The organism is Rhodococcus koreensis (genome assembly GCF_900105905.1).
GTDB lineage: Bacteria > Actinomycetota > Actinomycetes > Mycobacteriales > Mycobacteriaceae > Rhodococcus_F > Rhodococcus_F koreensis.
In genome coordinates, this window is sequence record NZ_FNSV01000005.1 from 6,366,092 (window position 1) to 6,379,762 (window position 13,671).

General features: G+C 68.3%; 11 protein-coding genes. 10 read left to right on the plus strand and 1 reads right to left on the minus strand.

The genetic code is table 11. From position 1 onward, the window contains the following. The first annotated feature begins 119 nt into the window (after positions 1–119). From BLV94_RS33515 to BLV94_RS33525, 3 genes are read left to right on the plus strand one after another with little or no spacing between them, the layout of a single operon-like run. Positions 120–1,136: a PDR/VanB family oxidoreductase gene (locus tag BLV94_RS33515; RefSeq protein ID WP_072937222.1), complete on the plus strand. Its 1,017-nt coding sequence runs from the start codon at positions 120–122 to the stop codon at positions 1,134–1,136. A gap of 10 nt (positions 1,137–1,146) precedes the next feature. After that, a complete protein-coding gene (locus BLV94_RS33520; protein ID WP_244163728.1) occupies positions 1,147–2,364 on the plus strand; it encodes a cytochrome P450 in 1,218 nt (405 codons plus the stop codon). 5 nt (positions 2,365–2,369) lie between these two features. Next, positions 2,370–5,087, plus strand: a complete 2,718-nt coding sequence (locus BLV94_RS33525; RefSeq protein WP_072937223.1) for a helix-turn-helix transcriptional regulator — start codon at positions 2,370–2,372, stop codon at positions 5,085–5,087. Here the strand turns inward: BLV94_RS33525 and BLV94_RS33530 are convergent. Beyond that, entirely contained in the window at positions 5,074–5,730 is a 657-nt protein-coding gene (locus BLV94_RS33530; protein WP_072937224.1) for a histidine phosphatase family protein, read from the minus strand. The two genes, BLV94_RS33525 and BLV94_RS33530, sit on opposite strands and share 14 nt — an antisense overlap. Before the next feature lie 119 nt (positions 5,731–5,849). On the opposite strand from BLV94_RS33530, the gene BLV94_RS33535 reads away from it, so the two are divergent. The 7 genes from BLV94_RS33535 (at position 5,850) to BLV94_RS33565 (ending at position 13,536) form a co-directional block, all read left to right on the plus strand. Further along, a complete protein-coding gene (locus BLV94_RS33535) occupies positions 5,850–6,851 on the plus strand; it encodes a LysR family transcriptional regulator (RefSeq protein ID WP_095862230.1) in 1,002 nt (333 codons plus the stop codon). A 185-nt stretch (positions 6,852–7,036) separates the two neighbouring features. Beyond that, the gene (locus tag BLV94_RS33540; protein WP_083395764.1) at positions 7,037–8,356 is read left to right on the plus strand and encodes an MFS transporter; all 1,320 of its coding nucleotides are present in this window, start codon (positions 7,037–7,039) and stop codon (positions 8,354–8,356) included. Continuing rightward, complete coding sequence (locus tag BLV94_RS33545) at positions 8,353–9,543, plus strand: CaiB/BaiF CoA transferase family protein (RefSeq protein ID WP_072937225.1); 1,191 nt, start codon at positions 8,353–8,355, stop codon at positions 9,541–9,543. Before BLV94_RS33540 ends, BLV94_RS33545 begins: the two co-directional genes overlap by 4 nt. Before the next feature lie 47 nt (positions 9,544–9,590). After that, positions 9,591–10,739, plus strand: a complete 1,149-nt coding sequence (locus tag BLV94_RS33550) for an acyl-CoA dehydrogenase family protein (protein ID WP_072937226.1) — start codon at positions 9,591–9,593, stop codon at positions 10,737–10,739. A 62-nt stretch (positions 10,740–10,801) separates the two neighbouring features. Beyond that, positions 10,802–11,566, plus strand: a complete 765-nt coding sequence (locus BLV94_RS33555) for an SDR family NAD(P)-dependent oxidoreductase (RefSeq protein ID WP_072937227.1) — start codon at positions 10,802–10,804, stop codon at positions 11,564–11,566. Continuing rightward, the gene (locus tag BLV94_RS33560; protein WP_072937228.1) at positions 11,563–12,342 is read left to right on the plus strand and encodes a crotonase/enoyl-CoA hydratase family protein; all 780 of its coding nucleotides are present in this window, start codon (positions 11,563–11,565) and stop codon (positions 12,340–12,342) included. Before BLV94_RS33555 ends, BLV94_RS33560 begins: the two co-directional genes overlap by 4 nt. 30 nt (positions 12,343–12,372) lie before the next feature. Further along, positions 12,373–13,536, plus strand: coding sequence for a thiolase family protein (locus BLV94_RS33565; RefSeq protein WP_072937229.1), 1,164 nt, complete (start codon positions 12,373–12,375; stop codon positions 13,534–13,536). The last annotated feature ends 135 nt before the right edge of the window (positions 13,537–13,671 follow it).

Genomic DNA, 13,671 nt, shown 5'->3' on the forward strand with positions numbered 1-13,671 from the left:
TAACCCAGGTGAGGGGGACACTGTCGTGTGTAGGGCCCGTTCGGCAGGCGACTGTGGCTATCGCCTTGATAGTGAGTGAGACATTGATCTCACCAGCAGGACCCGCGCATGATCATGACGTGCCAAATCATCTTGCTCAGCATGGTGTCGACTCGTCCTCGCCCGCATCGCCGGTCACGCGGCGACCCGGAAACCAGACGCTCGAGGTCGCGCGGAAGGACGTCGTGGCAGACGGCGTCGTGAAACTGCGGCTCGAGGAGCCGTCCGGTGGGCGGCTCCCGCATTGGACGCCCGGCGCGCACATCGACCTGGTCATGCCGACCGCGGACGGTGGTTCCCAGGTGCGGCAATACTCGTTGTGCGGCGACCGGTGGGATGCCTCCGCCTACGAGGTCGCCGTGTTGCGGGAGTCGAACTCCCAGGGCGGATCGCAGTTCATTCACGAGAATCTGGCCGTCGGGGACATGCTCAGTGTCGGCACCCCGCGGAACAATTTCGGTCTGGCTCAGGCGAGCCGATACGAATTCATCGCCGGCGGCATCGGGATCACCCCGATCATGACGATGATTGCCGCAGCCGAGAAGCTGGGAATCGACTGGCACCTGCTCTACGGCGGTCGGTCGCGTCGCTCCATGGCCTTTCTCGGAGAACTGGCTCGATACGGAGACCGCGTCACGGTGTGGCCGCAGGACGAATCGGGTCATCTGCCGCTCGATTTCCTCGACGAGCCGACGGAGGGGGCCAAGGTCTACTGCTGCGGACCCGAGCCCCTGCTGGCGGCGGTCGAATCCGCCACCACGAACTGGCCCGGGTGGGCCGTCCGGTTCGAGCGGTTCGTTGCGCCTTCCCAGCCGCCACCGGTCCGCACCGAACCCTTCACGATCGAACTGTCCCACTCCGGCAGGACCGTCACCGTCGGTACCGAACAGACGGTTCTCGAGGCCCTGGACGCCGCCGGCGTCCCGGTGTTGTCTTCGTGCAACGAGGGAGTCTGCGGCACATGTGAAGTCGGTGTCGTGGGCGGTGTTCCCGATCATCGGGATTCACTCCTGAGTGATGCGGAGCGCGCCAAGGGAGACCGGATGTTCGTCTGTGTGTCACGTTCGATCACCGAACGACTCGTGCTGGATCTATAGGAGGTTGACAGTGTCGATTACGGATACCACCGGACGGCAGGGCTCGACAGCCCCGTCCCTCGACGACGACCCCTTCTCGTCGGAGACCCTCGAGAACCCGCTGCCGTTCCAGGAGCGACTGCGTGAATCCGGGCCTGTCGTCTTCCTGCCCCGGTACAACGTCCACGCCGTCGGGCGTTACGACGAAGTCCACAGCGCGCTCTCGAACTGGCAGGGCATGACCTCCGGTTCCGGAGTCGGCCTGAACGAGCCGTGGCGGGCCCGGGGACTACTTCAGACCGATCCGCCCGAGCACGATGCACCCCGCGAGGTGCTGCAGTCGATTCTGTCCGCACGAGCATTACGTGCGATGAAGGACGCCTGCACACGGCAGGCCGAGACGCTGATCGACAACCTGCTCGGCGGCACGGCTGCCGGGGACGCGATCGAGATCGACGGATACAACGACATCGCGGCCGTGTTTCCGGTGAACTTCTTTCCCGACGCGTCCGGCATCGACGAGGAGCAGCGGGAGAATCTCGTTCCCTACGCAGATCACATCTTCAATGCCCTGGGGCCGCGAAACGAACGGGTACTGCAGGGGGAATGCCGGAGCGAGGCACTGGCGGAATGGGCCACTGCGAAGTGTGCCCGGGAGTCCCTGAAACCCGAAGGATTCGGCAGCGAGATCTGGGCGGCCGCCGACCGCGGCGACATCATGCACGAACTGGCTCCGCTCCTCACGCGTTCGCTGTTGTCGGCAGGTGTCGACACGACCGTCTACGGTCTCTCCGCGATGCTCTATGGATTCGCCACACATCCCGATCAGTGGGCGGCTCTTCGACGGAACCCCAACCTCGCCCGAGTCGCCTTCGACGAGGCGCTGCGCTGGGAGTCGCCGGTCCAGATGTTGTTCCGCAAGACGTCGGCCGACGTCGAGATCTCCGGGACCGTCATACCGGCCGAGACGAGGGTGCTGCTGTGCTACGCCGCTGCGAATCGTGACCCGCGCCGGTGGGACAACCCTGATCGGTTCGACCTCTCGCGAGATCCCTCGGGGCACGTGGCCTTCGGGATGGGGATCCACCAGTGCGTGGGCCAGCACGCGGCGCGTCTGCAGGCCGAGTGCCTGCTCGAGGTTCTCGTGACCCGTGTGACGTGCATCGAACTTGCGGCACCCGTACGTCGCTATCACAACAACACGCTGCGAGGATGGAAGGCCATGCCGCTTCGGCTGAGTCTCGCCTAGTTGTTGTGAACGAGTTCGTGTTCGACTGCGCCCTAGAACGATTGAGTGCCGGTGCCGGTTCGACGTACCTGATTCACGGTGAGGCCGGCACCGGCAAGACACACCTCCTGCGGAGCACGCTCGACGCGGCCCGCAGGCGTGGATGGACGTGCTTGTACGCCGCGGCGCACGAGTACGACCACGACATCCCGTACGCGACGGTGCGCACCCTCGTGGGAGTCCTCGGCCACAGCACGGTGTCGGCCGATCCGAGTGGTGTGACGGCGCTGTTGCAGTCGATGACGGATTCGTCGCCCGTGGTCGTGGTCGTGGACGACGCGCACCTGGCGGACGAGGACAGTCTCGTCGCCGTGACCCTCGCCGCTCGGCATCTGGCGGGCCGCCCGCTCCTCGTGATCTTCGCCTCGCGGAGCCGGCCGTGGATGACCGGCGAACGTCTCTTCGCGACGATCGGCCCCCTCGTGAGCGAACAGGCGCGGACGGTTCTCGAGGTTCGGCCGGTCGAGGGGCGGGCCCTCGGCGGACTGGTCGAGTCGGTCCTCGACGCCGTGCCCGACGAGCGACTGACCGGCTACCTTTCCGAGCGGACGCGGGGGAACGCGCTGCTGGTCCGAGAAACGGTGAACGCGTTGCACACTGCGGGCGCACTCCGCATCGAACAGGGAATCGGCTACCTGGTCGATGATTCCCCGCCCCAGTTCCCGCGCCCTGCGGCGTTGCTCCACCGGCTGTTTCCCCGGGACCACGCCGTCCGCGCACTGGGTCGTCTGGTCGCGGTGTTCGGACGGGTGGATCTGGACTACCTTCCGCTCCTCGCCGAACTGTCCGAGAGGTCGCTGGGCGAGGTCCGGGCCGCCTTCGACTCACTGGTCGCGAGCGGTGCGCTGTTGGCAACGGGGTCCGGATGGTACGAATTCGGCCACCCACTGATCGGTGAGCTGCTCTATGGCGAGATCGGTCCGGCCGAGCGCCGCCGCGTCCATGCTGCGATTGCTGCGCGGATCGAGGGCACCGACAGCGAGCTGGGCATGCCGGCCCTCGAGCGCGCCCGGCACGCCACCGAGGGCGCGGCGCGCGGCGACATGGTCGCGGTCACGGTGGCGTTGCGTGCCGCCGATCGAGCGCTGCGCACGTCGCCGCGCGCGGCTGCCCGATGGTACGGCCGGGCGCTCGATCTGCTGCCACGCGCGGACGCCGCCGCCGGCGAGATACTCCGCAGGCAGTCCGCGGCGTACTGGAAGGGTGCGCGGCCGGCCCTGGCCATCGAAGCCGGCAGAAAAGCGCTCGGACTTCTCGAGGCGGGCCGTTCCCGCGACCGCACCGTGGCGACGATCGTGCACTGCCACAGCGCGATGGGCGATCCGCAGAGCGCTGCAGACCTACTGGTCGCCGAGGCGGGGCGGGCGAGAGACCCGACGCCCTACCTCGCGCAACGCGCGGCGATGTCGGCGCGCCTCGGTGACACGGATCAGGCGCGCGTCCTGGCCGCGACAGCGTGGTCACAGGTGCGCGAGTCGACGCCGACGGACCAGGTCATCGCCTACACGTACCTCGGTCAGGTCGAAGCCTCCGTCGGGACGTTCCCGAACGCACTCGAGGCGGTCGACCAGCTCGCGATCCTCGGGACCGGCGAGCGGGAACTCCCGGTGGGCACGCGCACCGGTGCGTTGGAGTCGGCAGCGCACCACGCCGCAACGGCAGGCGCGACCGGTCGCGCGAACGCGCTGCTGACGAAGGCGGGTGAAGCCGCCGGACTCGCCGGATTCGGAAACCTGGGCGGGCAAGCCGCACTGGCTCGCGCGCTCGCCGAGTACACGGCCGGCGAATGGACCGCGGCGTCCGAGACGATTGCCCGGGAGGCCGTCCATCTCGAGTTCTCGGGTATGCGCAGCACTCTGGCTCGCCTACGTGGCGTGGAGGTGCAGATCCTCACGGGCCGAGGTGATTTCCGGCGTGCGGCGTCCGTGCTGGCAGCGACGAAGCCGCCGGCCTCCTGCCGGATCGACTTCGCGATCTGGCAGGCAGTGCAGGCGTCGGTCGAGGTGTCGAGATCCCGGTTCGAGGACGCCATGCCGGTCCTGGAGCGACTGCGGTCGGAAGCGGGAATCCGCGGCTGGAACGAGGTCGGGGCCATCACCCACACGAGTCTGGTCGAGGGCTACCTGGCGTCGGGAGAGGTCGAGGCCGCTCGGCACGTCGCGGACGAGTTCTGCCGCCTTGCGGAGGACATCGGTTCGCCCAAGGCCCGGATGGCATCCGGCATCGGCCATGCCCGCAGCTTCGGTGACGTGGACCGCGCACGTGAAGTGCTTCTCGAGGCCGAGGAGCAGGGTATGCACTTCATCGCGGCGCAGGCCCACCATGCGCTCGGCGTCGTCGGCCGGGACGGCGCCGATCACCTCGAGGCAGCCTGGGCATTGTTCAAGAAGATGGACGCGACGCTGTGGCTGAAGCGGGTCGAGGCCGCCGGCCGGTCGCGCGGTCTCGTCCTCGACAGACGTGCCGACAAGTCGGGGGCACCCGGACCTCTCACCGATGTGGAGCGTCAACTCGTCACGCTGGTCCGAGACGGCCTCAGCAACCGGGAGATCGCCGAGGTTCTCCACTACAGCAGCAAGACCGTCGAGGCCTACCTCACCCGCCTCTACAAGAAAACCGGCTACAACTCGCGGGTCGAGCTGATCGTGGCCCACGAGCGGGCGGAAAGTCTCACCGGTAGGTGACCCAGGGGTCCGGGAGATGACCGTGCTCGTTGAACGCCACGAGGGACGTCCCCGACGAGCCGATCACGATCTTGGTGACGCCGGAATTGACCGCGACTCTGTTCAGAGCGAGCCATTGCGGGAAGCCGCCCCCCAGCAGCCGGGCAGTCACCCAGGCGATCGCACCGGCGCTGGAGAAGACGACACCGGTCTGTCCGCGTTCGAGCCCTTCGGCAACGCGGTCGAGGGACGCGTCGACCCGGGCCGTGAACGCACCGAACGTCTCGACGTAGTCGGCATCGTGGTCACCGGACGACCACCGTGTGGAAGCCCGCTCGAGCAGCCGCTGGAAGGCGCGCGAATCCGTCTGCGCCCTCGGATCGTGCTCACCGCTCGCAGCCAGTAGGTCGCTCGCGTCGAACTCGTCCCAACCCGGATCGATGTCGGGGTCCGTCGTGTGCCAGGCGGCGGCCGTGCTTGCCTCCTGAGCCGTCTCTCGTTGGCGTTTCATGTTTCCGGTGACTGTGCGGGCGGGAGCGATGCCGCGACGATTCAGCTCGGTGCCGAGGGCGCGACTCTGTTCTCGGCCGCGTGGCGACAGGCGGTCGTAGTCGTCGGTGCCGAAGGATGCTTGTCCGTGACGGACCAGAAGGACAACACTCATGCGGCGCACGGTAGTTCACCCGGCCACCGGCGGCATACCCTTCTCGGCCGGTCGCCGCACACTCGCGGGAGATCCCTATCGGCCCTCCGCCGCGGTGCCGGTACCTCTAGATTCAGAGCATGGACATGCGGCAGATGGAGTACTTCCTCGCTGTAGTCGACTGCGGCGGGGTCACCCGCGCCGCAGCGCAGTTACGTGTGGCGCAGCCGTCGCTGTCGCAGGCGGTGCGCAAGCTCGAGAAGGACCTGGGCGTCGAGTTGTTCCATCGCGTCGGCCGTGGCCTCGTGCTCTCGCCTGCCGGTGAGGCGCTCGTCGGCCCGGCACGCAGCATCCTGCGGGAGGTGGAATCGGCCGAGAACGCCGTGCGTGACGTCGGGGCGATGCGCGGCGGCCGGATCGACATCGCCTCGCTCTCGGACCTGTCCTCGGATCCGCTGTCGGTGTGGGTCGCCAAGTTCCGCCGGCAGTACCCCGACGTGCGGTTCCACATCGAGGAACGGGACGAGACCGCCGATATCGTGTCGCTGGTCCGGTCGGGGGCGTGCGAGCTGGGCATTCTCGCGCTGCCCCTCCCGACCGAGGACCTCGTCGGGGAGGAGCTCATCGATCAGCAGCTCGTCCTGGTGTGTCCGCCCGGCACCGACGCCCGGTGGCCGGACCCGGTGCCGATCGAGGCGTTGACCCGTGTTCCCTTCGTCATGGGCGAAAAAGGCACGGCGACGCGAGATTTCATCGACCGCTCGCTACGGCGGCGCGGCGTCGAACCCGACGTCGCGGTTGAGGTGCGTCAGCGTGGTGCCGTGCTGCCGATCGTTCTCGCGGGCGGCGGGGTGTCGATCGTGGCCCTGCGCAGCGGACTCGACGCGATGCTGCGCGGCGGGGTGGTGCGTGAACTCTCGCCGCGGCTCACCCGCCGCATGGGCGTGGTCCGCCGTCCCGGCCGGATGACTCACGCGTCCACGGAGTTCCTGGCCTGCGCCCGTGCGTCGTTCGAGGAGTTCGCCACGTCCATCGCCGCGCTCATGTCCTCCGGTGTTTCCCTCGTGGAGGCCGCAAAGCTGACGCGGGCCGAGTTCGACCGCCGGATTCGCGACGACAACGCGCGCGCCACGAACTCATAGGCAATTGCAGTATTTCTCCTACTTTTCTGGTCTTTGACCCGATCGATACTCGGGACTTCAATGGTGTGTACCTGATCACACCGTTGCGACGGGATCCGGATCGATCGAAGGTCGCATTCGAGATCCGTCCGGACTGGTTCACGCCACGCAGACACGTCGCGACGGTTCGTTTCCGAAGAGGCCCTATGACTCAAGTATCGACGCCGACCACCGCAGCGTCCCGGCGCACCAGATCGGCGCTGACCCGGCGCGCCTGGATGATTACCGGACTGCTCGTCGTGTTCATGCTCATCAATTTCGCGGACAAGTCCGTCATCGCGTTCGCCGGCGTCCAGATCCAGAAGGATCTGGGCCTGACGCCGCAACAGTTCGGCATGATCCAGAGCAGCTTCTTCTGGCTGTTCGCCGCCGGCGCCCTGTTCTTCGGCTGGCTGTCGTCCAAGGTGAGTATCCGATGGCTGCTGGCCGGACTGATGCTGCTCTGGGTAGCCACCATGGTGCCCCTGACCGGCACCGTGACCTTCGGCGTCCTGGTGGCCTGCCGGCTCGTCCTCGGGTTCGCCGAGGGCCCGGCCTTCGCCCTCGCCAACCACGCCGTCCACTCCTGGTTCCCGCCGGAGAAGCGTGCCTTGCCGAGCAGCTTCGTCACCGCCGGATCCTCGCTCGGTGTCCTCATCGCTGCACCCGTGCTGACCTGGATCATCGTCCGCTGGGACTGGCACGCAGCGTTCTACCTCCTGATCACGGTCGGTCTGGTCTGGGTGGTCGCCTGGATCCTCCTCGGACGCGGCGCACCCGGCGAGGCCGCCGAGCCGGCCCAGGCAACCGAAACCGTCGTCGACACCGTCGACGCCCCGTACCGGACGATCCTGCGCACCGGGACCGTGATCGGGATCGCGCTGTTGATGTTCTGCTCGTACTGGTCCACCACGCTCAAGGTGTCCTGGCTCCCCGTCTACCTGGAAGACGGTCTCGGCTACGACACCCTGACCACCGGTCGGCTGGTCATGCTTCCCTACGGACTCGCGGCGGTCGGTGCGATCGCTGCCGGATGGTTCTCGAATCGCCTCGTCTCCCGCGGCGTCTCCCGGAAGGTTGCGCGCGGCTACCTGTCGGCCGGCCTGATCGCCGGCGCCGGCATCACCATGGTCGGGTTCACCATCGTGTCGGCCGGACTGCTGCAGATCCTGCTCGTATCCCTGGCCTTCTCGCTCAACACCGCGGCGTACGGCGTGGCGTTGACGGCAATCGCCGACGTCGTGCAGTCCCGTAAACGCGGCATGGTCCTCGGTGGCCTCGGCGCTGTGTCGAGTATCTCCGGCATGGTCGCACCACTCGTACTCGGTTTCTCGGTCGGCCGGGCGGCCGACAAGATCTCCGGCTACGGCACCGGCTTCCTGATCAGCGGGATCCTGATGATCGTCGGTAGTGCGATCGCGGTGTTCCTGGTCAACCCCGAACGTGACATCACCCTCATCCGCCGGCGTGCCGAGGAGACCGCATGATCGACAAGCCCCTCGACGGCGTCCGCGTCATCGACTTCGGTCAATTCATCGCTGCCCCCGCCGCCACCCAGGTCCTGGTGGACCTCGGCGCCGACGTGATCAAGGTCGAACCGGTGCACGGCGAGTCCGCACGTGGAATCGGCGCGCACGGTAAAGCCATGGTGGAGAACTACAACCGCGGCAAGCGGGCAATCGCGCTCGACCTCAAGGACCCGCGCGGTCAGGAGATCGCCCGCCGTCTGATCGCCGGCGCCGACATCGTGGTGCAGAATCTGCGCCCCGGGGTGATGGACAAGCTCGGTCTGGGCGCGGAGGAGATGCGTGCCGCGCATCCGCACCTCGTGTACGCGACGGTGAGCGGGTTCGGCTTGCACGGACCGTCCAGGAATCGAGCCGGCCTCGACATCGCCGCGCAGGCGGAGAGCGGTCTGATGTGGGTGACCGGCGAGCACGACGGCGAGCCGCAGAAGGTCGGTGCCCAGATCGTCGACGCCGCCACCGGCTACGTCTGTGCCCAGGCAATCCTCGGCGCGTACATCAGGCGCCTGCGCACCGGCGAGGGCGACACCGTCGAGGTGTCGCTGCTCGAGGTCGCCATTCATCTGCAGGCCCCGAACTGGGGCGCCTACCTCGACACCGGCAACGAACCACGGCGAATGGGCAACGGTCAGCCGACGGTCGCCCCGGCCGCCGACATCATGCCCACCAGCGACGGCAGCGTCGTGGTCTCCGCCTACTCCGAGGTCCACTTCCGGCGACTGTGCCGACTGCTGGGCCGGGCGGAACTCGCCGACGACGCCCGGTTCGCCGACAACGAGAGCCGGGTCCGCAACCGCCCCGCCCTGCTCACCGAGTTGCGCGCCGCGTTCGCGACCATGACGAGCGACGAGGCGATGGACGTGCTCGCCGCCAACGGTGTCGTCGCCGGGCGGATCAACACCTATCCCGAGGCGATGCGCAGTCCCGACGTCCAGGCCTCCGGGCTCTTCATCGAGGTCAGCCGCCCCGACGGCGTGCCTGCGACCGCACTCGGCACGCCGTGGCACCTCGAGAGTGTCCCGAAGCTCCCGACGGCAGGTGCGCCCGACCTGGGGCAGCACACCGCCGAAGTGATCGCCGAACTCGGTTACCCGACCGACGCGCTCGATGCGCTGGCAGCCGACGGCGTCGTCGCGCTCGGCCGCTGAAATCCGTCGACGGCACTCACCGTCGACCCATTTTCGAAGGAATCACCATGCAACGCACCATCTTCACCGACGACCACCATGCCTTCCGTGACGTGGTCCGCCAGTTCATCGCCAAGGAGATCGTCCCGAACCTGCCCGACTGGGAGGCGGCCGGCTGCATCCCCCGCGACTTCTACACCAAGACCGCGGCACTCGGGATCAACGGACTGCAGGTGCCCGAGCAGTACGGCGGCGGCGGCATCGACAGCTTCCTGTTCAACACCGTCGTGTACGAGGAAATCGGTTACGCGGCCGCCTCTCTCGGGGGCTTCCAGGTGCACTTGAACACCGTGCTCCCGTACTTTCTCGAATACGCCAATGAGGAACAACGCGACCGCTGGTTCCCCGGCTTCGCCGACGGTGCGCTCGTCAGCGCGATCGCGATGACCGAACCCGGCATCGGCTCCGACCTCGCCGGTGTCACCACCACCGCCGTCCGCGACGGTGACGACTACGTCCTCAACGGGAACAAGACGTTCATCACCGGCGGCATCAACGCCGACCTCGTGATCGTGGTCGCGAGGACCTCGAAGGATCCCGAGAATCGCCGCAACGGTCTGTCGCTGCTGGTGGTCGAATCCGGCATGCCCGGGTTCACTCGCGGTCGCAACCTGCACAAGATCGGGATGAAGTCGAGCGACACCGCCGAACTCACCTTCGACAACGTACGGGTGCCCGCGGCCAACCTGCTCGGCGAGGAGGGCGCCGCCTTCAAGATGCTGGCGCACAACCTGCCGCAGGAGCGGCTGTCGATCGCGATCACCGCGCAGGCCACGGCCACCGCCGCGGTCGACCTGGCGATCGCGTACGCCAAGGAGCGGATGGTGTTCGGTAAGCCGCTCGCCGGCTTCCAGAACACGAAGTTCGTACTCGCCGAGTGCGCGACCGAGTTGCAGGCCGGGCAGGCCCTGATCGACCAGGCGCTGATCGCCCTGGACGCCGGCACTCTCACTCCCGCCGACGCGGCCAAGGTGAAGCTGTTCTGCACCGAGGTGCAGGCCCGGGTCATCGACAAGTGCCTGCAGGTGCACGGTGGCTACGGCTACATGACCGAGTACCCGATCGCGCGACTGTACGCCGATGCCCGCGTCACCCGGATCTTCGGCGGCACCAGCGAAGTCATGAAGAGTGTCATCTCGAAGTCGATGGGGCTCTAGGTATCTCGCACTCCACACCATTCCGGGCACCACTGGGGCCCGGCCACATCGAAGGTTCATCCATGCAGATCAAGGACATCAACGCCGTCGTCACGGGCGGAGCATCCGGACTCGGACTCGCCACCGCCACCCGGCTGGTCGAGTCCGGCGCCGCCGTCACCCTGCTCGATCTCCCCGGTTCGGCGGGGGCAGAGCAGGCCGCGGCGCTCGGGCCCGCCGCACGGTTCGTGCCGACCGACGTGACCGACGGCGACGCGGTGGCCGCGGCCTTCGCCGCCGCCGCCGAGCGCGGCCCGGTGCGGGCCGTCGTGCACTGCGCAGGCCGCGGACGGCCGATGCGCGTGCTCACCAAGGACCGCAAGGCCGCCGACCTCGAGCCTTTCGAGTCGGTGATCCGGCTCAACGTGATCGGGACGTTCAACGTGCTGCGGTTCGCGGCCGAGGCGATGGCCGCGAACGAGTTGCGGGGCGGTGACCGCGGCGTATGTGTCCTGACCGCATCCGTCGCAGCGTACGAGGGCCAGATCGGGCAGATCAACTACGCGACGTCCAAGGCGGGAATCGTGGGGATGACACTGCCCGCCGCCCGCGACCTCGCCGGCGTCGGGATCCGGGTGTGCACCATCGCGCCCGGCGTGTTCGCGACACCCCTCCTGCTCAATGCGCGCGACGACATCCGGGACGCGCTGGCGGCCTCGGTTCCGCATCCGCAGCGGCTCGGCGAGCCGTCCGAGTTCGCCGCGCTGGCCGAGCACATCATCGAGAACGGCATGCTCAACGGTGAGACGATCCGCCTCGACGGTGCGATCCGGATGGCACCGAGGTGACCGCAGAGGCGCCCACACCAGTCGTGCTGACGGAACGGGTCGGGCCGGTGCTGGTCATCACGCTGAACCGACCGCAGGCCCGCAACGCGGTGGACCGTGCGGTCGCGGAGGCCGTCGCCGAGGCGGTTCAACTGCTGGACTCCGATCCGCAGCTGAGAGTGGGTGTGCTCACCGGAGCCGGCGGATACTTCTGCGCAGGAATGGATCTCAAGGCCTTCCTGCGGGGTGAGAGCCCACGCGTCGAGGGTCGCGGATTCGCCGGGCTGGTGGAGGCGCCGCCCGGCAAGCCCCTGATCGCCGCCGTCGACGGTCCCGCGCTCGCGGGCGGTTTCGAGATCGTCCTCGCGGCGGACCTCGTCGTCGCCGCGCCGACCGCAACGTTCGGCCTGCCCGAGGTTCGCCGCGGCCTGGTCGCCGCCGCGGGCGGGTTGACCCGGCTGCCCGCACGGCTGCCGCGAGCGGTGGCGCTGGAGATGGTGCTCACCGGCAAGACCGTGACCGCCGCGCAACTGCACCCGCTGGGGCTGGTCAACCGGCTCGCTCCCGAGGGCGAGGTGTTGGCGGCGGCGCTCGAACTCGCCGACGAGATCGCCGCCAACGGGCCGCTCGCAGTCCGGGCCAGCAAACGGGTCATCGACGAGTCTCCCGGCTGGCCGCACGCGGAGATGTTCGAGCGGACCCGGCAGATCGTGATGCCGGTCTTCGACTCCGACGACGCCCGCGAGGGCGCCGCCGCCTTCACCGAACGCCGCGCCCCGGTTTGGACCGCGACGTGATCACCGAGAACGAGAGAACAGGAACACACCATGCGTGATGCAGTCATCGTCGAGGCCGTACGGAGCCCCATCGGCCGCCGCAAGGGCGGCCTCGCTGAGGTCCACCCCGTCGACCTGTCCGCGACCGTCCTGACCGCGCTGCTCGACCGGGCCGGGGTCGACGCCGCGTCGGTCGACGACGTCGTGTGGGGATGCGTCGGACAGGTCGGTGAGCAGGCCGGCAACATTGCACGCAACGCGGTGCTGGCCGCCGGATGGCCCGAGTCGGTTCCCGGCACCACGATCGAGCGGCAGTGCGGATCGAGCCAGCAGGCACTGCATTTCGCCGCGGCGGGAGTGATCGCCGGTCAGTACGACATCGTCGTCGCGGGCGGCGTCGAGTCGATGACCCGCATCCCGATGGGATCGGCGCGGCGCGTCGGGCTCGGTGACCCGAACAGCGAGGCGATTCGGCGACGCTACGACGGCATCGAGTTCAACCAGGGCCGCGGCGCCGAGATCCTCGCCGACCGGTACGAACTGAGCCGCGGCTGGCTCGACGAGTACAGCCTGCGCTCACATCAGCGCGCCGCCGCGGCGGTCGACGAAGGCCGATTCGCCGGCGAGATCGTGCCGGTGACCCTGCCGGACGGTACGAAACTCGACGCCGACGAGGGGATCCGCCGAACCACGACCCTCGAGAAGCTCGCCCAGTTGGAGCCGGCCTTCGGCGAGGACGGCCGCATCACCGCGGGCAACGCCTCACAGATCTCCGACGGCGCCGCAGCACTGCTGGTGATGTCCGGCGACCGGGCCCGCGACCTCGGACTGACCCCGCTGGCTCGGGTACACACCGCAACCGTCGTCGGCGACGACCCGGTCGCGATGCTGGCCGGACCCATCCCCGCCACCGCGCGGGTGCTCGAACGCGCAGGCCTGACCCTCGACGACATCGGAGCCTTCGAAGTCAACGAGGCCTTCGCCAGCGTCGTCGGCGCCTGGCTGCGGGCGACCGGGGCACCGGAAGCACGGGTCAACGCGCTCGGCGGAGCGATCGCTCTCGGGCATCCGCTCGGCGGATCCGGGGCCCGGCTCGCCACCACCCTCGTGCATCACCTGCGCGCCGAGGGCGTCCGCTACGGACTGCAGACGATGTGCGAAGGCGGCGGCATGGCCAATGCCACCATCTTCGAAAACCTCGCCGTCACGGTCTGACCGTGGCTAGCGGGTTGGAGAGGGGGGACGCAGCCATCCTCGAGGTCGCGTGCCGGTGGCTGCCCTACGGTGGTCCACCTCCCGACGAGATCTGGATCGGGTTCGGGATGACGACACCCGGATTCGACCGGAGAC

What these genes read in the sequence shown, in the direction of transcription:
- BLV94_RS33535 (WP_095862230.1), top strand. Translation starts at nt 5,850, where the DNA reads ATGGACATGCGGCAGATGGAGTACTTCCTCGCTGTAGTCGACTGCGGC.
- BLV94_RS33540 (WP_083395764.1), top strand. Translation starts at nt 7,037, where the DNA reads ATGACTCAAGTATCGACGCCGACCACCGCAGCGTCCCGGCGCACCAGA.
- BLV94_RS33555 (WP_072937227.1), top strand. Translation starts at nt 10,802, where the DNA reads ATGCAGATCAAGGACATCAACGCCGTCGTCACGGGCGGAGCATCCGGA.
- BLV94_RS33550 (WP_072937226.1), top strand. Translation starts at nt 9,591, where the DNA reads ATGCAACGCACCATCTTCACCGACGACCACCATGCCTTCCGTGACGTG.
- BLV94_RS33545 (WP_072937225.1), top strand. Translation starts at nt 8,353, where the DNA reads ATGATCGACAAGCCCCTCGACGGCGTCCGCGTCATCGACTTCGGTCAA.
- BLV94_RS33565 (WP_072937229.1), top strand. Translation starts at nt 12,373, where the DNA reads ATGCGTGATGCAGTCATCGTCGAGGCCGTACGGAGCCCCATCGGCCGC.
- BLV94_RS33530 (WP_072937224.1), bottom strand. Translation starts at nt 5,730, where the DNA reads ATGAGTGTTGTCCTTCTGGTCCGTCACGGACAAGCATCCTTCGGCACC.